Here is a 17,339-nt window from a genome sequence, read left to right as displayed (position 1 = left end):
ACCGGGAGGAACCGATGAGCGAACCGACGGAGCCGAGCTGCGATCTGAGCGGCAGGACGGCCGTGATCACCGGAGCGTCGTCGGGGATCGGGCGCCGCATCGCCCTCGCCTGCGCGCAGCACGGCGCGTCGGTGGTGGTCAGCGACGTCGAGGAGTCCCCGCGCGACGGCGGGCAGCCGACGGCGGACGAGATCGCCGATCGCTTCGGCACGGAGGCGGCATTCGTCCGCTGGGACGTGACCGATCTCGACGGAGCCGAGGCCGTGATGGACGCAGCAGACGGGTTCGGCGGCGTCGACGTGTGCGTCAACAACGCGGGGCTGTTCCGCGGCACCCCGTTCCTCGAGACCACCGTCGAGGACTACGACCAGCTGATGGACGTCAACGTCAAGGGGGTCTTCTTCGCCGCGCAGGCCGCCGCGCGCCGCATGGTCGGCCGGGGCGGATCGATCATCAACATGTCGTCGGTCGCCGGGATGCAGGGAGCCGCCGGGTTCAGCGTCTACAACACCACGAAGGGAGCGGTGCGGCTGCTCACCAAGGGCCTCGCCGCCGAGCTCGGCCCGATAGGGATCCGGGTGAACGCCATCCACCCCGGCGTCGTCGAGACCTCGATGACGGTCGACGACGTCCCGCTCGCCCGTGGCGACGCCGCGGAGATGTACTCGGGGATGGTCCCCCTCGGACGCCTCGGCCACCCGACCGACATCGCGGGGGTCGCGGTGTTCCTCGCGTCGGACCTCGCGCGCTACGTCAACGGCGCGTCGATCGTCGTCGACGGCGGCTACCTGCGCACCTGACCCGCGGCCGCCCGCCGCCCCTACGCTGCCGCCCATGACGGCGGCGCCCTCGTGACCGAGCCGCGGGTCGACCCCGACGGCGGCTCATCCGGCGACGCCGAGGTCACCTCGGCGGAGGTCCTGGGGTACCCGGCCGTGCGGCGCTACCTCGCGTCGACCGCGCTGGCCGCGATCGGCCAGAACGTCCTCGTCACCGTCCTGTTCAAGCAGGTCTTCGACATCACGGGAGACGAGCTCGACATCGGCTTCATCGGCCTCGCCCAGTTCGTCCCCGCCCTGCTCCTCGTGCTCGTCAGCGGCTGGATCGCGGACCGCTTCGACCGCCGCCGGGTGACCGGGCTGTTCCTCGCCGGGCGCGGTGCCTGCGCGATCGCCCTCGTCGTCTACAGCGTGAACGGGTCGGGACCCGTGTGGCAGCTGTTCGCGATCGCGTTCGTGCTCGGGACGGCGGACGCGATGATCGCCCCGTCGCGTCGCTCGATCGCGCCGCTGCTCGTCGCCCCCGAGGTGTTCCCGCGCACCGTCGCGCTGTGGACCGCGACGTTCACCGGGGCGTCGATCGTCGGCCCGGTCGTGGGGGGCTTCCTGTACAGCCTCGGGCCGTCGTGGGCGTACCTCGTGGCCGCCGCGCTCCAGTTCGGGGCCATCCTCCCCGTCCTCGCGATCGCGTACCACCACGACCCGGGGCGGATGACCCAGCGGCCGACCTGGTCGAGCGCCGTCGGTGGGCTCCGCTTCGTCCGGCGCACCCCCGTGGTGCTCGCGGTGATCTCGCTCGACCTGTTCGCCGTGCTGTTCGGCGGGGCCGTCGCGCTGATCCCCGCCGTCGCGAGCGAGCGGCTCGGCGTCGGTGACATCGCGTACGGGTGGCTGCGCGCGGCCCCCGGGATCGGGGCGGCGTCGATGGCCGTGTGGCTCGCGCTGCGCCCGGTGCGGCGTCGGGTCGGGCCGACCCTGCTGGTGGTGGTCGCCGTGTTCGGCGCCGGCACCGTCGTGTTCGGGCTCACGCGCAGCTACGCCCTGGCGTTCGTCGCCCTGGTCGTGGTCTCGGCGGCCGACATGATCTCGATGTACATCCGCGGGTCCATCGTCCCGCTGGTCACCCCCGACGATCAGCTCGGCCGGGTCAACGCGGTCGAGGGCGTGTTCATCGGCGCGTCGAACGAGCTCGGCGCGTTCGAGAGCGGGGTGGCGGCACGGGCGCTCGGGTTGCCGTGGGCGATCGCCGGGGGTGGCCTGGTGACCGTCGCGATCGCGGCCGGGTTCGCGCTCGTCTTCCCCTCGCTGCGACGGATCGACACCTTCGAGGAGCTCCGGCCGCCCGTCGACCCGGTCCCGCCGACGGCTCCCTGATCCCTCGGCGCGTCGCGCCCGGCCGCCTCGGCGCGCCGCGATCGCACGCCCGGATGCGTGGACCGGGCGCCGATCGGGCACCATCGGTCCCATGGCCGCCGACGTACCGGAAACCGACAACGCCCCCGACGACTCCTCGCTGGTCTCGGTGCTCGACACCTTCGGCGAGGACGGGTGGACGGCGAACCACCTCGTCCAGGAGGGCGCGCGGATGAAGTGCGGGGAGTGCGGCGAGCTCACCGCGGCCTCCGAGCTCACCGTCTCGGCCCGGCACCGGATCGAGGGGGCGTCGGACCCCTCCGACATGCAGGCCGTGTTCGGGATCGAGTGCCCTGCGTGCGGAGCGAAGGGATCGCTGGCGGCCGGCTACGGACCCGAGGCGTCCGAGCAGGACGCCGACTTCACCTCGGACCTCGACGAGACGAACGAACCGCCCGACCCGCTCGCCGCGTCGAACTGAACGGCGATCCGCCGGCGCGATCGTCGTGGCCGACGGGGTCGGTCCCCGCCCCGGACGGTGCGGCTCAGCCGAGCTGGTCGGCGTCGAGCGCGTACAGGACCTCGCTCGTCGAGGTGGTCGCCGCGAGCAACCCGCACGACTGCGGGAGGATCTGCTCACCGAAGAAGCGTGCGCTGGCGACGCGCGTCGCGAGGAAGCCGTCGTCGAAGTCGGCGCCGTTGGACGCCTCGATGGCGGAGGTGGCGAGCAGCCCGGCGCACACGGTCGTGCCGAGCAGTCGCAGGTACGGCGTCGACGCCGCCAGCAGGGACCGCTTGTCGTCGGCCTGGATCGACAGCAGGTGCGCGGTCGCGGCGCGTGCCGAGCCGATCGCATCGGCCAGGCGGTCGGCGAACGTCGTCAGCCCGTCGATGTCGGCGAGCTGCTTCAGCTTCGCCTCGAGCTCGCCGAGCAGGTCCTCGACAACTCCCCCGTCGCGCACGGCGAGCTTGCGGCTCACCAGATCGGCCGCCTGGATGCCGTTCGTCCCCTCGTAGATCGGGCCGATGCGCACGTCGCGGTAGTGCTGGGCGACTCCGGTCTCCTCGACGTAGCCCATCCCCCCGTGGACCTGCACGGCGAGCGAGGTCATCTCGGTCCCGACATCGGTGCACAGCGCCTTCGACAGCGGGATGAGCAGGTCGGCGCGCTCGCGCCACCGGGTGCGCTCGTCTACATCGGCGGCCGCCTCCGATCGGTCGAGGGCGGCGGCGTTGGTGTACACCAGGGCGCGCATCGCGTCGATCCACGAGCGCTGGGTCATCAACATCCGACGGACGTCGGGGTGCTCGATGATCGGGCTCGACGCGCCGGGCTCGGCCCCGACGGATCGACCCTGCAGGCGCTCCCGGGCGTACCCGAGCGCCTGCTGGTAGGCGCGCTCGGCGACGCACAGCCCCTCGAGGCCGACGGAGAGGCGGGCGTTGTTCATCATGGTGAACATGTTCCGCATCCCCTCGTGCTCACCGCCGACCAGCCACCCCGTCGCGCCCTCGAACGACATCACGCACGTCGGCGACCCGTGGATGCCGAGCTTGTGCTCGATCGAGACGCACTCGACCGAGTTGCGCTCCCCGAGCTCGTCACCGTCACCCGGCAGGCGCTTGGGGACGAGGAACATCGAGATGCCCTTGGTCCCCGGGGGCGAACCCGGGGTGCGTGCGAGCACCAGGTGGACGATCTGCTCCGCGAGGTCGTGCTCACCGAAGGTGATGTAGATCTTCTGGCCGGTGATCCGGTAGGGCCCGTCGGGGTCGTCGGCGTCGACCGGCACCGCTCGCGTCGACACCGCCCCGACGTCGGAGCCGGCCTGCGGCTCGGTGAGGTTCATCGTGCCGGTCCACTCACCGGTCAGCATCTTCGCGAGGTAGCGGTCCTTCTGGGCCGTCGACCCGTGGGCCGAGATCGCGTCGATCGCTCCCTGGGTCAGCAGGGGGCACAGCGAGAGGGCGAGGTTGGCGCTGGTGAAGAACTCCTGCACCACGATCGCGGTGATCCACGGGAAGTCGGCGCCGCCGTACTCGGGATCGAACGGCATCGCGCCGAAGCCCGAGGCGACCCACGTCTCGTACGCCCGGTGGAAGCTGTCGGGGGTCGTCACCGAGCCGTCGTCGTGCCAGCGCGCGCCGATCCGGTCGCCGTCCACGTTGGTGGGAGCGATCTCGGTGGCGATCAGCCGGGCGACCTCGGCCGTCACCGCATCGATGCTCTCGACGTCGACGTGCGAGTAGCGCTCGGTCTCGACGATCGCCTCGAGGTCGACGACGTGGCGCAGCACGAAGCGGACGGCGTCGACCGGCGGGGTGTATGAGCTCATCGCCCGTGGATCCTACCGATGCCGCGCTCCCGCCCCCGGGCGCACGACGGCCCGCCCACCGAGTGGTGGGCGGGCCGTCGGGGTGATCGAAGGGTCCGTCGCACGGGCCGCTCAGCCCGTGAAGCCGTCCTCGTCGCCGAGCGCGTCCGCTCCGGAGCGGTCGACGGGTTCGGTGGTGTCACCGTGACCCTCGGAGGGGCTCACCTCCGACAGGACGTCCTCGACGATCTCCTCCACTTCGCGACCGACCGGTTCGCCTGCGGGCTCCGCGGTCCGATCGGACGGTTCGGGAGCGCTCACGGTCGAGGAGGCGTGCGATCGTCGGACGAGCCGGCGGGCCGGGTCGCGGAGTCCGTCGTCCCGGTCCCGGGTCGGGCCGGGTCGGTCGATGCGCCGCCGCCGGCGGTCGTCCCCGCTCCGTCACCGACCCCGGTCGAGGGCTCACCGGCGTAGTCCGCCGCGGCACGGTCGACCTTGTCGAGGTGCTCGGTGTGCTTGCCCCCCGTCTTGCGATCGACGGTGTCGGTCGCCGTGTCGACGCCCGATGCCACCTTGTCCTTGTTCTTGCCGACCAGATCCTTGGCCTTGTCGAGCAGTCCCATGTGTTCCTCCTGAGTGCGTTCGTCGTGTGCGGACGACGAAGACGTCGTCCGGTCGTCGCAGCGCGACGCTTCCTGGGGTCGGCGTTCCCGTTCACGGGCGATCGAAACGACCGGCCAGGCCCGAACGCAGCTCGGCGACCGCTTCACCCACCGGTGCGCGGACCTCGGGCGCCGGGAGTGGACTCGATCCAGAATTTGTGTTTGTATGGGAAACGGATGGGATCGGCTCACGGTCGTCCCGTCCTCCGCCCACGACCGCCACGGCGGGCACCCCACCCGCAAGGAGTACCGATGACCGAAGAGAACACCGACTCGAACCAGTCCGACGTCTGGGAGATCAACGAGAGCGAGCGCGGCTGTCCGGTGATGCACAGCGAGATCGCCGCGCACACCGGCAAGGGCATGACGGCGAACCAGCACTGGTGGCCGAACCAGCTCGACTTGCGCATGCTGCACCAGAACCACCCGGCCTCGAGCCCGATGGACGACGACTTCGACTACACCGAGGCGTTCGGCAGCCTCGACTACGAGGGCCTGAAGCAGGACCTGCGCGACCTGATGACCGACTCCAAGGACTGGTGGCCCGCGGACTACGGCCACTACGGGCCGCTGTTCATCCGGATGGCGTGGCACGCGGCGGGCACCTACCGCGTCGAGGACGGCCGCGGCGGCGGCAACACCGGCAACCAGCGCTTCGCACCGCTCAACTCGTGGCCCGACAACGGCAACCTCGACAAGGCGCGCGCCCTGCTGCAGCCGATCAAGCAGAAGCACGGCAACAAGATCTCCTGGGCCGACCTGATGCTGCTCACCGGCAACGTCGCGCTCGAGTCGATGGGCTTCGACACGTTCGGGTTCGCTGGCGGGCGCCCCGACGTGTTCCAGCCCGAGGACGACATCTACTGGGGCCCCGAGACCGAGTGGCTCGGCGTGGCACGCTACGACGAGGACGGCGAGCTCGAGAAGCCGCTCGGCGCCAGCACCATGGGGCTCATCTACGTGAACCCGGAGGGCCCCAACGGCGAGCCCGACCCGCTCGCCGCGGCGCGCCACATCCGCGACACGTTCAGCCGCATGGCGATGAACGACGAGGAGACCGTCGCGCTGATCGCCGGGGGCCACACCTTCGGCAAGACGCACGGCGCCGGTGACGGCGAGGAGCACGTCGCCGCCGAGCCCGAAGCCGCCCCGATCCATCAGATGGGGATGGGTTGGAAGAACTCGATGGGCACCGGCAAGGGAGCCGACACGATCACCAGCGGGCTCGAGGGAGCCTGGACCCAGGAGCCGACGAAGTGGACGAACCTCTACTTCGACAACCTGTTCGACTACGAGTGGGAGAAGTACAAGGGACCGGGCGGTGCCTGGCAGTGGCGGCCGGTCGACGGCGGCGGCGAGGGAGAGGTCCCCGACGCCCACGACTCCGAGAAGCGGCACGCCCCGTTCATGCTGACGACCGACCTGTCGCTCAAGATGGATCCGGTCTACGAGCCGATCTCGCGCCGGTTCCACGAGAACCCGGCCGAGTTCGCCGACGCGTTCGCCCGTGCGTGGTTCAAGCTGCTCCATCGCGACATGGGTCCGATCTCGCGGTACCTCGGCCCCGAGGTCCCGAGCGAGGAGCTGACCTGGCAGGACCCGATCCCCGCCGGCAACGCCGATCTGAGCGATGACGACGTGGCGAACCTGAAGTCGAAGATCATGGACACCGGTCTGTTGATCTCCGAGCTCGTCGCGACGGCCTGGGCCTCCGCGTCGACGTACCGCCAGAGCGACATGCGCGGTGGCGCCAACGGGGCTCGTGTCCGACTCGAGCCCCAGATCGCCTGGGAGGTCAACGACCCCGACCAGCTGCGTCGGGTGCTGGGCAAGCTCGAGGAGGTGCGGTCGTCGTTCGACGGGACGGTCTCGATGGCCGACCTGATCGTGCTCGGCGGGTGCGCCGCGGTCGAGGCCGCCGCGAAGAACGCCGGCCACGACGTCACGGTGCCGTTCACCCCCGGCCGCGGCGACGCGACGGCCGAGCAGACCGACGTCGAGTCGTTCGAGCCCCTCGAGCCGACCGCCGACGGGTTCCGCAACTTCCTCGGCAAGGGCCACGAGCTGCCGGCCGAGGCGCTGATGATCGACCGGGCCCAGCTCCTGTCGCTCAGCGCACCGGAGATGACGGTCCTCGTGGGCGGGCTGCGCGTCCTCGGCGCGAACACCGGCGGGACGAACCACGGGGTGCTCACCGAGCGCACCGAGTCGCTGACCAACGACTTCTTCGTCAACCTCCTCGACCTCGAGCTCGAGTGGGCGCCGACGTCGGAGTCCGAGGACATGTTCGAGGCCACCGAGCGCTCGGGCGGGCAGCAGAAGTGGACGGCGACGCGCTGCGACCTCGTGTTCGGCGCCAACTCCCAGCTCCGGGCGATCTCGGAGATCTACGGCTCCAGCGACTCCGAGGACAAGTTCGTCCGCGACTTCGTGTCGGCCTGGGACAAGGTGATGAACCTGGACCGCTTCGACGTGAGCTGACCGACGACGGACGTCGCTCCGGTCGCTCCGGGGCCCGATCCGCGGACACGGCCCGCCGTCCACGCCCTTCCGGGCGCAGGCGGCGGGCCGTGCCGCGCCCGGCCACGACGACGCTCTCGATGGTGTCGTCAGTGGTCGGCGCGCCGTGATCTTCCGGGCGGGCCAGCCCGATCGAGGTGCCGATCTCGAGCAGGGCTGATGGCTCGAGGCCGACGTCGATGCGAGCGACGCGTCGACCGGGTTCGGTCGATGGACTGAACTACGGTTCGGCGATGATCGTGTGGATCAACGGGACGTTCGGCGTCGGCAAGACGACGACGGCCAACGCACTGCTGGGCCGAGACGGCTGGAGATCGTTCGACCCGGAGCACGTCGGGTTTCTGCTCGCCGGCAACCTGCGGGATCGAGAGTTCAGGGACTTCCAGGACCTTCCACCATGGCGCGTGTTGGTTCCAGCAGTCGCGGACGAGATCTACCGATTCACCAGTCCGAGCGCGATGATCGCCGTGCAGACGGTTCTCGTCGCTGACTACTGGGAGGAACTCGTCGCAGGTTTCCGTTACCGTGGCTTGCCCATCTTCCACGTCCTCCTCGAGTGCGACGAGAGCGAACTCCGTCGACGCATCACCGCCGACGAGGTCGAGAGCCAGGCGTTGGAGTGGCGACTCGATCACATCGCCGAGTCCCGAGCGGCTCGGTCGTGGATGGCGGACGCCGCAGACCTCGTTCTCGATACGACTGATGTCGGACCCGAGGCAGCGGCCGACCGCATCGCCGATGCTCTCACCGCCGTTCTCGCCAGCGACGCATCGCTGGGGCGTCTTGGATGTCAGCGATGATCGCCGACGCCGCCGCCGACGTGCGACCGCATGATCCGATCGGGCCCGGTGAGGAAGATGTGCCGGTCACGACCACACCGCCTGTTGATGTGCGCTCGACGTAGGCGTATGCCGCGTGTGCGCAGGAGCCGTGGCCGCCGGTGGTCCCGACGGTGGTTCTCGTCGAGTCGCTCCATGGCGATCCACGGCGCGACGCCGACACCCACCGGTTCTCGAAGATGTGCATCATCGAGTCGGCGGTCAGCGAGTCGACTGCGCGGCGAGCAGCCGAGCTGCGGCGACGGGCCCGAGCCGGTTCTGCTGTCGACGCGCTCGTCGTCGCGATCGCGGAGCCCGGCGGGACGGTTCTGACGAGTGACCGCGCCGACATCGAAGCGCTCGCCGCTCACGCGGGTGCAGTCGCCGTCGAGGTCGTCTGACCGCTGGCGATCTGGAGCACCTTGCCGAACGCCGAGGTGACGGTGCCGGATGCATCCCTCCTCGCGCCCGACGGTGGCGATGCAGAGCGGACGTTCGGCTCGCGACTGCTGAACGGATCACACCGGTCGGTCAGCAGTGATGTGCCCCTCGACGTCGATGACAGACCGGTCACGTGGACAGGCCGCTCACGATCAGCGTCGCTTCATCTGTCGACGCGACACGAGCCACCGTGTGGAACAGCATCTCGACGATGACCGGCGTGAACGACGAACTGCACCCGTTCATTCGAATGACCAGCCCGCGAACGCAGCACACGCTGCCCACCGAGGTGGACGGAAGCGTGATCTTCGAGAGTTGGCTCCTGCTGTTCGGGGTCGTGCCGCTCGATCGCCATGCGCTCGCGCTGGCGAGCGTGCACGAGGGCGTTGGCTTCGTGGAGGAATCCAGTTCGTGGTTGCAGCGTCGTTGGCGTCACGAACGAACGCTGACCGCGACTGAACCAGGCGGCTGCACGATCGAAGACCGCGTCGTGATCGAACCTCGACTCGGGTCGTTCCGGCCCGTGATGTCATCTCTCGTCGAGAAGCTCTTCGCGCACCGTCACCGTCGTTTGGCGAAGCGGTTCGGGGGCTCCGTTCCATCGAAGCGCGCGTGAGCTGCACGCGAGGGGCGCAGTGATCCCCGCACGTCTCCGAGCGGGTACCCGAGCACCGACGTGCCGTTCACGAGCGCCCCGGGGTGGTGGGGCCGGCCGAACACCCTGAGCGGCTTCCTCTGGCAGCAGAACCGTGGCATCATCGTGGCATGACTCGCGCCCGGATCAGTACGACCGTCGACCGCACCCTCCTCGACGACGCTCGCCGACTCCACGCTGGAACCACCGATGCCGAACTCGTCCATGAAGCACTGACAGCCCTCCTCGACTGCTACCGATCTGCCGAGTTCGATGCCGCCTACGCAGCTGCATACGAAGCGCATCCCATCGACCACGAAGATGACTGGGGTGACCTCGCTTCGTTCCGACGCGCGGCGTCGGCCACGTGAGCGCTCTGCCCGCCCGCGGTGAGCTGTGGTGGTGCGAACCTCCGGAGATCGGTCGACGACCAGTCGTGGTCCTGTCGCGTGACGCAGCCATCCCGCGGCTCCGTCGTGCCCTCGTCGCACCGTGCACGACCACGATCCGAGGTCTGCCGAGCGAGGTCGTCCTCGACCCTGGCGAGGATCCGATCGGTCGCCGCTGCGCCGTCCTCCTGGACTCGATCGAGTCGGTGTCGACCGCCGCACTGGTCGAGCGGATCGGTGCGCTCAGCGGCACGCGGATGCGAGAGATCTGCGAGGCACTCGAGGTTGCGGTCGACTGCCGATAGCACGATGTTCTGGAGCACCTGAACGAGCACCGACGTGCCGATCTGATCGGTGAACGGTCGTTGTCGCTGCTACGAGCGGTCTGGACCCTCTGAGCGAGGTCCGAATGGTTCCGTACGACGTCTCAGGAACCGATCGCCCGTCGATCGTCGCGTGCTCGCAGGACCGCCGCCAAGACCATGGCGGGGAAGGATCCGATGGCGTACAGGAAGAGCCCCACGGTCGGGAGCGCTGCACTCGGAGCGTCGCACTGAGGCGGAGACGAATCGTCGACCGAGAGAATTAGCGGCCCCTCGCAGATCGGCTCGCCCTCGCTCATGAGGTACGCGACCACGAGAAGCACCAGCCAGATCAGGGACCAGACGATCAAGGCTCGAGCAAGGCGCTTCATCTGAGTTCGACGACGTCGAGGCGAGGACAGTTCCAGAAGCGCGTCGTCGATCCGCGATCACCACGCCAGCAGCGATGGGTACGCCCGCGAACCAACCCCACAGAAAGATCAGCGCTGACGTCGACGAGTCGGTCGAAGCGAACGGCCACCACATGCCGATCATCGCGGCGCGCACCCGATCCCGGGATCAACTTCGCGACGGGCAACCACCGGCCGCCACGTCGAACGCCGATCGCTGTCGACCCAGATCTCATTCGGGCGTCTCCTCGGGCGCCGCTCGACGCGCACCTGACGGAACCTTCCAACCGAGCAGGATCGACATCGCGCAGGTCGGCGAGCGCATCCGTGCCGATCCTGCGCAGGTGACCGGTCGCTGTGATTCGAAGGTGATCGGGTGGTTGTTCGCCCCCGCTCCCTCGCCGGGTATGGCACACCGGGGCCATCTCGAGCAGGGAGTTCTCTCGTTGACATATCGTTCTTCGATACGCATGATGGGGTTCAGGCATATCGAAAGTCGATATGAATCGAGAGAAGGAACCAGACCATGTCCAACGACCGTCCCAGGGACTCGGCCCGCTCGCTCGGTCGAGCCGTCGAGATCATCGCCACCATCGCAATGTTCTCCGCCCTCATCACCATCGTCGCGTCGCTCGTGGGCGGCAACGGGTTGCGCATCACCGATCGCCCCGACGGCACGGACGCGATGATGTCGATCGTCGCGCAGCCGTCAGCAGAGTTCGACATCGACCTCGGCGACCCGCTCCCGACCACGGTCGACGAAGCCGACGGCACCACATCGGTGTTCGGTCAGGCAGTCGTCGAGATCGGTGGACCGCTCACGGTCACGGCATCACTGCTCGACCCGACGCCCTCCCAACGCGTCATCTGGTTGATCTGGCGAGTTTCGGGCCCGCTCCTGGTGCTGCTCGTCGTCTGGCCGATCCGGCAGATGGCCCGATCCGCCACGGACGGAGATCCGTTCACCGCCAGGAACGAACGGCGGCTCTGGTTGATCGCAGGTCTGGTGATCATCGGCGGAGTCGTCGTCAGCATGATCAACGGATCGGCCCAGACGATCATCCTGGGCCGCTCGGCCGCTTCAGAACTGTTCATCGTCGAGTTCGAGATCAGCTTCCTGCCGATCATCGCCGGACTCGTCATCGCAGCCCTCGCGGCGATCTGGCACATCGGCGTCGACATGCGCGACGAACTCGACGCCACGATCTGATGCGGCCCTTGGACGGAGCGGTCTGATGGGCGCCACCGAACCACACCGGGTGCGCTGCCACCTCGAGGACCTGCTCGTTGCCCGAACGATGACGCTGGTCGACTTGGCTGATGCCGTCGGCATCACCGTCGCCAACCTGTCGATCCTCAAGAACGACCGAGCCAAAGCGATTCGCTTCACCACGATGACCGCAATCTGCGATGTACTCGACTGCACACCAGGCGACCTGTTCTCCGTCGTTGATTGAGCTGTCGAGATCGATTGCAGTCCCGGCCCGGAGCCCTCGACGAAGCGGAGCCTCCGGGACCACGACAACGCCCGGCCAGGACGCCCACTCGCAACGAAAGTGTGACCGCCCGCGATCGATCCGAGACCAAACCCCGGAGAGTTCGCCGACGGTGCGTTCAGCCGCAGGAACTCGATCACGTGGCCGATCGCGTACGTCGCGATCCTCCTCGGGTCCGCTGTTGTCAAGTGGGGGTTGTCACGAGCGGTTTGCTCGCCGTCAGCGACGCCGCTGATGAGTCGATCCCGATGGGCGTCCCGCCTCGATCTAGCCTCGTCATCGTGGATCAGAACGACACTCCTCGCTTGGCCGATGCGAGCGAGGCTGATGAGGTCGGTCGGCTTCTCCACGACTTCAACACCGAGTTCGAGACACCCTCTCCAGGCGCCGACGTCCTGAGCGAACGTCTTGCCGTTCTCCTCGACGGCGAGTCCATGTTCGCGATCCTCGCGGGAAGACCGGCGTTCGCTGTGGCGCTCGTCAGTGTCAGGCCGAACGTCTGGTACTCAGGGCGAGTCGGCCTCCTCGATGAGTTGTACGTCGATCCGAGTCGCCGCAGCGAGGGAACCGGATCGGCGATCCTCAGCCTGCTTTCCGACCACGCGCTCACGCTGGGCATCGACGCGATCGAGATCAACGTCGACGAGGGCGACATCGATGCGCAACGCTTCTACGAGCGACACGGCTACTCGTCGATCGAACCCGAGACGAACGAGCGGGCGTTCTACTACCACCAAGAGCTCCGGGCACCCGACTGAGGCTTTCCTGCGATGACGGACCCGCACGTTCTCGAGCACCTCGCCGCTCCCCGAAGTGCCGTACCTGAGCGGTCTGGTGAGAGCCGCCGCCGGTGGAGACATGCGCTGCGCCCACCCCTTGATGCTACTACTGGTAGCATCCTGGTATGAAGGTCAGCGTTTCCCTCCCGGATGAGGACATCGAGTTTCTCGATGCCTACGCAGCGAGCAACGGCATGGCGTCACGATCGGCCGCTGTCCACAAAGCGGTCCGCCTTCTCCGCTCGTCCGGACTCGGCGCTGCCTACGAGCAGGCGTGGGCAGAGTGGGCCGCGGGTGACGATGCAGCCGATTGGCAAACGGTCGTGAGCGACGGCGTCGCCTGATGAGGCGCGGCGAGATTCGCATGGTCGACCTCGACCCCTCACGTGGAGCGGAAGCAAGCAAGCACCGCCCCGCGGTCGTCGTCAGCAACGACGGGGCGAACACCACCGCGGAGCGACTCGGGCGAGGTGTGATCACGGTCGTGCCGGTGACCTCGAACACCGCCCACATCTACCCGTTCCAGGTCCTGCTCGGCGCCGATTCAACCGGGTTGCCACGCGACTCGAAAGCTCAGGCGGAGCAAGTCCGATCGGTTGATGTCGAGCGCATCGGAGCGCTGGTCGGCACGCTCGATGGACCACTTCGTGCCGAACTCGACGAAGCACTTCGGCTCCATTTGGCCCTCTGACCCTGGGCCCGATCTGGTCGGCCCGATGCGATTGTCGATCTCGAGCGGTCTGCCCGATCGGATGTGCCGCTATGGGCGGATCCTTCGGGTTCGAGCAGCCGTTGATGTGCGCTGATCGCGGGCGGGTCCATCGTCAGGACGACCCGGCGCCGAGAAGAATCCGTGGTCAGATCAGGTCGAGCGCTGCCATGCGGTCGACGACGTCATCGAGATCGTTCCAGCGCTCGATGACGGCGTTGTAGATGAGATGTTCCAGGCCGATGTAGACGAGGCACGCCCTTGTGCGGTCTGCTTCAAGATGCGGCGCGTGGTTCGCCTTCGACCATCGATCGTGTAGCGCTTCACGGAGTGCCTTGATGTCGAGGTTCGGATACCACGGTGACCAGAAGTCGAACCAGGCCAGATCGAAGAGATGGTCGCCCCACCGCTGGCATCCCCAGTCGAAGATGCCCGTGATCGAGCCGCCCTCGACGTGAACGTTGCGGTTGATGAGATCTCCGTGAACCAGGGTGAGCGGCACGTCGCCGACGTCGGTCGCTCGCAGGCGAGCAACCCCACGATCGAAAGCTTGCTTGCCCCGTGCTGACTTGGCGAGCTTGGCGGGCCACCCGGCACCACGGGGGTCAAGATCATCGCGTTCGATCAGGAGCAGTTGATCCGGCCACGACACGACCCTGCGTTCGGTCGCACCCTGGGCTGCGAGTCGAGGGGTCCAGGCACGCATCGCTTCGAGGGCGTCTGCGACTTGTTCGACAATCGTGAGCCACTCCTCGACGCTGCACGCCTCGAGTGGTGTGCCGAAGGCCCGCGTCGAGACGCAGTAGTGAAGTCCCTCGGCCAAACTCGACGATGGCGCCTGTCCGACGTCGAGCACCTCAGGAACCGGGAGCGCTGGCGATGTCAGCCGAGCCATCTCCTGATCGCGCCGGAAATCGCTCCCACATTCTCCAATACGGATCACCAGATTGCGCGCGCCGTCCCGAAAGCCGAACGCAGTCGACCATGCTCCCGCGCCGATCTCAGCTACGTCTACGGCGTTCGGCCACGACAGCTCACGAGCAAGGAGTTGCTCGACGGCGGCGATACTGAGCACCAACGAATCGTAGACACGCACGCATGCGTGAGCACCACGACTCGATTCGCAGTCACTCACGATCTGCACGATCTGAGCGGGCCCCATCGTTTGCGTCGACCGGCGAGTACTCGGTCAATGACGGCGACCTCTCCGGCTCAACCGACACGTTCGATCTCACCGGCATGCCAGCCGGTTCGTACACCTCGTGTGTCGACCTCGTCGGAAAGGACATGCGAGCTCGCACGGCGTTCACCACGCCCTCGCCGCAGTCGACCTTTCGGCGACTGCGCCGATCGATGACGACTGATCCCCATACCTTCGTTAGCGGTCGCATCGCCTGCTTGCCATTCGGTGCGGGCAACGGCGTCATCGAGTGCTTGCCAAGCGCCGAGGTGTCGATCACGAGCGGTCTGGGTCGCACCGGCACGTGAACGTTCTGGAGCGGTTCCAGCTGGCGACGGGTGCTCGGCTGAGTGAGGCGGGGCGCGTCAGGCGGAGCGTCGTGACACCGGGATCAACAGCCCTGCCGCCGGCACCCCTGTCTGTCAGGCTGAGGTGAGACACCGGTGATGCCGGTGCTCACTGTCCATCGGGGCGAGAACAAGGACACCTGACCGATGACCATGACCACAACCACCACATCAGTTCGCGCCCAGAATGGGAGCGTGAACGAACACGATGATGCTGTCGATCCGGCAGCGAAACCGACCCGTCGACGGTTCTCGAACGTCTTCAAGGACCGCGTCATCGACGAGTACGACAACGCCGCGACCAGCGAGGAGCGCGGTGCGTTGTTGCGCCGCGAGGGCTTGTACACGTCGCATATCTCGGAGTGGCGCAACCAGCGCGCCCGCCGCGACCAGCCGGCCACAACGGCCAAGGATCGTCGACGTCGCAGCGCGGAGCAGGCCGAACTCGACCGGCTCCGGAAGAAGAACGCGAAGCTCGAGTCGGAGCTGGAGCGCACGAAGTTGGCGTTGGAGATCACGGGAAAAGCACACGCGCTCTTGGAGCTGCTCTCCGAGAGCGCGGACATCGACCCGAAGTACAAGCAGTGATCGACACCCACCTCAACGACCTCACCGCAGCGACGTCGACCAGACAAGCGTGCCGTCTGCTCGGCCAGCCCCGGGCCTCGCACTACCGGCGCTGTCGACCACCCAAGTTGGGTCCGCCCGCACCTCGACCGGTGCCACCGAACAAGCTGACCGAGGCCGAGCGCCAACACGTGCTGGCGGTGCTGCGTTCGCCGGAGTTCTGCGACCTCGCACCCGCCCAGATCTGGGCGCGACTCCTCGACAACGGCACCTACCTGTGCTCGATCTCGACCATGTACCGCCTGCTGCGCATCGCGGGTCAGAACCGCGAACGACGCCGCCAGCGCACCCACCCGGCACGCAAGAAACCCGAACTCATCGCCACTGCACCCAACGCCGTCTGGTCGTGGGACATCACCAAGCTGAAGGCCCGACGCGTGGCGTCTACTACGAGTTGTTCGTGATCATCGACATCTACTCCCGCTATGTCGTCAACTGGTGCGTCGCACCAGCAGAGACCGGCCAACTCGCTGCCGACTTCATCGACGCCGCCTACCGAGACCAAGGTGTCGCGAAGGGCGAGTTGGCGTTGCACGCCGACCGCGGCAGCGCAATGACCTCCAAGCCGGTGTCACAACTGCTGGTCGATCTCGGCGTCGCACGATCCCACTCCCGGCCGCACGTCTCCAACGACAACCCCTACTCCGAAGCCCAATTCAAGACGCTGAAATACTGCCCGGCGTTCCCCGACCGATTCGGCTCCATCGCGGATGCCAGAGCGTTCTGAAGCGCCCCGGGTTCGGTAGAGGCTCTGATGTCAACTAGATCGGGGGCAGACCCCGATCGGGGTGAGCGGGGTCGGGATCGAGATCGCTGAACCGAGCGACCGGGTCCTCGTCTCCGACGCAGGTCCAGACAGCGACTGACAGCGCTGCGAAGTACACAGCGCCGGTCAGCCCGCAACGGCGAGCCATGCTTCGTCGACGTCGCGTGCGGCAACGGAGAGCATGGCGTCGACGGCCTCGTCGGTGTCGGGTTGTGAGTCGTTCCACGATCCGTCGTTGAGATCGATGAACAGTACGAGGCACGCCCACGCTGCTCGCTTGTTGCCGTCGGGGAGCGGATGATTCCAAGCGATCCGACAGGCGAGTACAGCTGCCTTGTCGTAGACGTTCGGGGTAGAAGTCGGTGTCGTCGAAGCGGCCTGGGGGGCATGGAGCGCAGAATCGGCGAGATCGACACGGCTGGCCTTGATCAGCGTCGCAGCGTCGATTCCGGTGACGAGTGCGGAGAGATACCAGAACTCAGCGAGGCTGAGGTAGCGGGTCACTGTGCGAGTCGGTCGAGGATCTCCCGGTCGCGTTCGAGCAGCTTCTTCGCGCGGGCGGTGAAGTCGTCATCCGCTCGCACCCGTTCGATCTCGGCAGCGAGCGAGTCGATGATGAGTTGGTTGACGCTGTCGCCGCGGACCCGTGCGACGGCTTCCGCATCGTCGGCGAGGTCGTCGGGCAACCGAACAGTTGTCTGCTTCGTCATGACATCATGATACCACGATGCGGTCAGCGCGACATCGACACCGCTGCCGTGCTCTCCAGGGAGCGAAAGAACCGGCGATGTTCTCCGACCGAGGCGCTCGAG

General features: G+C 67.7%; 25 protein-coding genes. 18 read left to right on the top strand and 7 right to left on the bottom strand.

The genetic code is table 11. The features are described 5' to 3' along the window. The first annotated feature begins 14 nt into the window (after window positions 1-14). From ACOOHC_RS05065 to ACOOHC_RS05055, 3 genes are all read left to right on the top strand, one after another. Window positions 15-800 (top strand): SDR family NAD(P)-dependent oxidoreductase, encoded by a 786-nt coding sequence (locus ACOOHC_RS05065; protein WP_420452927.1) that lies wholly within the window; start codon window positions 15-17, stop codon window positions 798-800. A 51-nt stretch (window positions 801-851) separates the two neighbouring features. After that, window positions 852-2,153 (top strand): MFS transporter, encoded by a 1,302-nt coding sequence (locus tag ACOOHC_RS05060; RefSeq protein WP_420452926.1) that lies wholly within the window; start codon window positions 852-854, stop codon window positions 2,151-2,153. 91 nt (window positions 2,154-2,244) lie between these two features. Further along, entirely contained in the window at window positions 2,245-2,613 is a 369-nt protein-coding gene (locus tag ACOOHC_RS05055; RefSeq protein ID WP_420452925.1) for a hypothetical protein, read from the top strand. A 64-nt stretch (window positions 2,614-2,677) separates the two neighbouring features. On the opposite strand, the gene ACOOHC_RS05050 is transcribed toward ACOOHC_RS05055, so the two are convergent. The 3 genes from ACOOHC_RS05050 to ACOOHC_RS05040 all read right to left on the bottom strand — a co-directional run bounded on the left by ACOOHC_RS05050 (window position 2,678) and on the right by ACOOHC_RS05040 (window position 5,070). Then, window positions 2,678-4,468: an acyl-CoA dehydrogenase gene (locus tag ACOOHC_RS05050; protein ID WP_420452924.1), complete on the bottom strand. Its 1,791-nt coding sequence runs from the start codon at window positions 4,466-4,468 to the stop codon at window positions 2,678-2,680. Window positions 4,469-4,579: 111 nt separating this feature from the next. After that, on the bottom strand, window positions 4,580-4,705 hold the full coding sequence (locus ACOOHC_RS05045) for a hypothetical protein (protein ID WP_420452923.1): 126 nt from the start codon (window positions 4,703-4,705) through the stop codon (window positions 4,580-4,582). Between the two features lie 59 nt (window positions 4,706-4,764). After that, window positions 4,765-5,070, bottom strand: a complete 306-nt coding sequence (locus tag ACOOHC_RS05040) for an antitoxin (RefSeq protein ID WP_420452922.1) — start codon at window positions 5,068-5,070, stop codon at window positions 4,765-4,767. A gap of 291 nt (window positions 5,071-5,361) precedes the next feature. On the opposite strand from ACOOHC_RS05040, the gene katG reads away from it, so the two are divergent. The 6 genes from katG to ACOOHC_RS05010 all read left to right on the top strand — a co-directional run bounded on the left by katG (window position 5,362) and on the right by ACOOHC_RS05010 (window position 10,216). After that, complete coding sequence (katG, locus tag ACOOHC_RS05035; protein WP_420452921.1) at window positions 5,362-7,590, top strand: catalase/peroxidase HPI; 2,229 nt, start codon at window positions 5,362-5,364, stop codon at window positions 7,588-7,590. A gap of 272 nt (window positions 7,591-7,862) precedes the next feature. Beyond that, the gene (locus tag ACOOHC_RS05030; RefSeq protein ID WP_420452920.1) at window positions 7,863-8,429 is read left to right on the top strand and encodes an AAA family ATPase; all 567 of its coding nucleotides are present in this window, start codon (window positions 7,863-7,865) and stop codon (window positions 8,427-8,429) included. A 152-nt stretch (window positions 8,430-8,581) separates the two neighbouring features. Then, on the top strand, window positions 8,582-8,848 hold the full coding sequence (locus tag ACOOHC_RS05025) for a hypothetical protein (protein WP_420452919.1): 267 nt from the start codon (window positions 8,582-8,584) through the stop codon (window positions 8,846-8,848). Between the two features lie 173 nt (window positions 8,849-9,021). Then, window positions 9,022-9,504: a hypothetical protein gene (locus ACOOHC_RS05020; protein ID WP_420452918.1), complete on the top strand. Its 483-nt coding sequence runs from the start codon at window positions 9,022-9,024 to the stop codon at window positions 9,502-9,504. A 149-nt stretch (window positions 9,505-9,653) separates the two neighbouring features. Then, window positions 9,654-9,893 carry a hypothetical protein gene (locus tag ACOOHC_RS05015; protein ID WP_420452917.1) on the top strand — a complete coding sequence of 80 codons (240 nt, stop codon included), beginning with the start codon at window positions 9,654-9,656 and terminating at the stop codon, window positions 9,891-9,893. Continuing rightward, on the top strand, window positions 9,890-10,216 hold the full coding sequence (locus ACOOHC_RS05010; RefSeq protein WP_420452916.1) for a type II toxin-antitoxin system PemK/MazF family toxin: 327 nt from the start codon (window positions 9,890-9,892) through the stop codon (window positions 10,214-10,216). Before ACOOHC_RS05015 ends, ACOOHC_RS05010 begins: the two co-directional genes overlap by 4 nt. Window positions 10,217-10,338: 122 nt before the next feature. Here ACOOHC_RS05010 and ACOOHC_RS05005 read toward each other — a convergent pair whose 3' ends face one another. Further along, on the bottom strand, window positions 10,339-10,584 hold the full coding sequence (locus ACOOHC_RS05005) for a hypothetical protein (RefSeq protein ID WP_420452915.1): 246 nt from the start codon (window positions 10,582-10,584) through the stop codon (window positions 10,339-10,341). 565 nt (window positions 10,585-11,149) lie between these two features. Here ACOOHC_RS05005 and ACOOHC_RS05000 point away from each other — a divergent pair. From ACOOHC_RS05000 to ACOOHC_RS04980, 5 genes are all read left to right on the top strand, one after another. Continuing rightward, the gene (locus ACOOHC_RS05000; protein ID WP_420452914.1) at window positions 11,150-11,833 is read left to right on the top strand and encodes a DUF2975 domain-containing protein; all 684 of its coding nucleotides are present in this window, start codon (window positions 11,150-11,152) and stop codon (window positions 11,831-11,833) included. A gap of 25 nt (window positions 11,834-11,858) precedes the next feature. Next, window positions 11,859-12,080: a helix-turn-helix domain-containing protein gene (locus tag ACOOHC_RS04995; RefSeq protein ID WP_420452913.1), complete on the top strand. Its 222-nt coding sequence runs from the start codon at window positions 11,859-11,861 to the stop codon at window positions 12,078-12,080. Between the two features lie 227 nt (window positions 12,081-12,307). Further along, entirely contained in the window at window positions 12,308-12,877 is a 570-nt protein-coding gene (locus ACOOHC_RS04990) for a GNAT family N-acetyltransferase (protein ID WP_420452912.1), read from the top strand. A 146-nt stretch (window positions 12,878-13,023) separates the two neighbouring features. Next, window positions 13,024-13,242, top strand: coding sequence for a ribbon-helix-helix domain-containing protein (locus ACOOHC_RS04985; RefSeq protein WP_420452911.1), 219 nt, complete (start codon window positions 13,024-13,026; stop codon window positions 13,240-13,242). After that, window positions 13,242-13,589, top strand: coding sequence for a type II toxin-antitoxin system PemK/MazF family toxin (locus ACOOHC_RS04980; protein WP_420452910.1), 348 nt, complete (start codon window positions 13,242-13,244; stop codon window positions 13,587-13,589). Before ACOOHC_RS04985 ends, ACOOHC_RS04980 begins: the two co-directional genes overlap by 1 nt. 166 nt (window positions 13,590-13,755) lie before the next feature. On the opposite strand, the gene ACOOHC_RS04975 is transcribed toward ACOOHC_RS04980, so the two are convergent. Continuing rightward, window positions 13,756-14,682 carry a phosphotransferase family protein gene (locus ACOOHC_RS04975; protein WP_420452909.1) on the bottom strand — a complete coding sequence of 309 codons (927 nt, stop codon included), beginning with the start codon at window positions 14,680-14,682 and terminating at the stop codon, window positions 13,756-13,758. A gap of 23 nt (window positions 14,683-14,705) precedes the next feature. Here ACOOHC_RS04975 and ACOOHC_RS04970 point away from each other — a divergent pair, with 23 nt between their 5' ends. From ACOOHC_RS04970 to ACOOHC_RS04955, 4 genes are all read left to right on the top strand, one after another. Next, window positions 14,706-15,095 carry a hypothetical protein gene (locus ACOOHC_RS04970; RefSeq protein ID WP_420452908.1) on the top strand — a complete coding sequence of 130 codons (390 nt, stop codon included), beginning with the start codon at window positions 14,706-14,708 and terminating at the stop codon, window positions 15,093-15,095. A 186-nt stretch (window positions 15,096-15,281) separates the two neighbouring features. Then, on the top strand, window positions 15,282-15,722 hold the full coding sequence (locus ACOOHC_RS04965) for a transposase (protein ID WP_420452907.1): 441 nt from the start codon (window positions 15,282-15,284) through the stop codon (window positions 15,720-15,722). Between the two features lie 131 nt (window positions 15,723-15,853). Further along, entirely contained in the window at window positions 15,854-16,165 is a 312-nt protein-coding gene (locus ACOOHC_RS04960; protein WP_420452906.1) for a hypothetical protein, read from the top strand. Next, window positions 16,162-16,488 (top strand): transposase, encoded by a 327-nt coding sequence (locus ACOOHC_RS04955; RefSeq protein ID WP_420452905.1) that lies wholly within the window; start codon window positions 16,162-16,164, stop codon window positions 16,486-16,488. Before ACOOHC_RS04960 ends, ACOOHC_RS04955 begins: the two co-directional genes overlap by 4 nt. Window positions 16,489-16,653: 165 nt before the next feature. On the opposite strand, the gene ACOOHC_RS04950 is transcribed toward ACOOHC_RS04955, so the two are convergent. Both ACOOHC_RS04950 and ACOOHC_RS04945 read right to left on the bottom strand, forming a co-directional pair. After that, window positions 16,654-17,031 carry a type II toxin-antitoxin system death-on-curing family toxin gene (locus tag ACOOHC_RS04950; protein WP_420452904.1) on the bottom strand — a complete coding sequence of 126 codons (378 nt, stop codon included), beginning with the start codon at window positions 17,029-17,031 and terminating at the stop codon, window positions 16,654-16,656. After that, a complete protein-coding gene (locus ACOOHC_RS04945; RefSeq protein ID WP_420452903.1) occupies window positions 17,028-17,237 on the bottom strand; it encodes a hypothetical protein in 210 nt (69 codons plus the stop codon). The genes ACOOHC_RS04950 and ACOOHC_RS04945 overlap by 4 nt, the downstream gene beginning before the upstream one ends. Window positions 17,238-17,339 lie beyond the last annotated feature (102 nt).

Origin of the sequence: Ilumatobacter sp. (assembly GCF_965215205.1) — a bacterium.
Taxonomy (GTDB): domain Bacteria; phylum Actinomycetota; class Acidimicrobiia; order Acidimicrobiales; family Ilumatobacteraceae; genus Ilumatobacter_A.
This window is presented reverse-complemented; position numbering and strand designations above follow the sequence as displayed.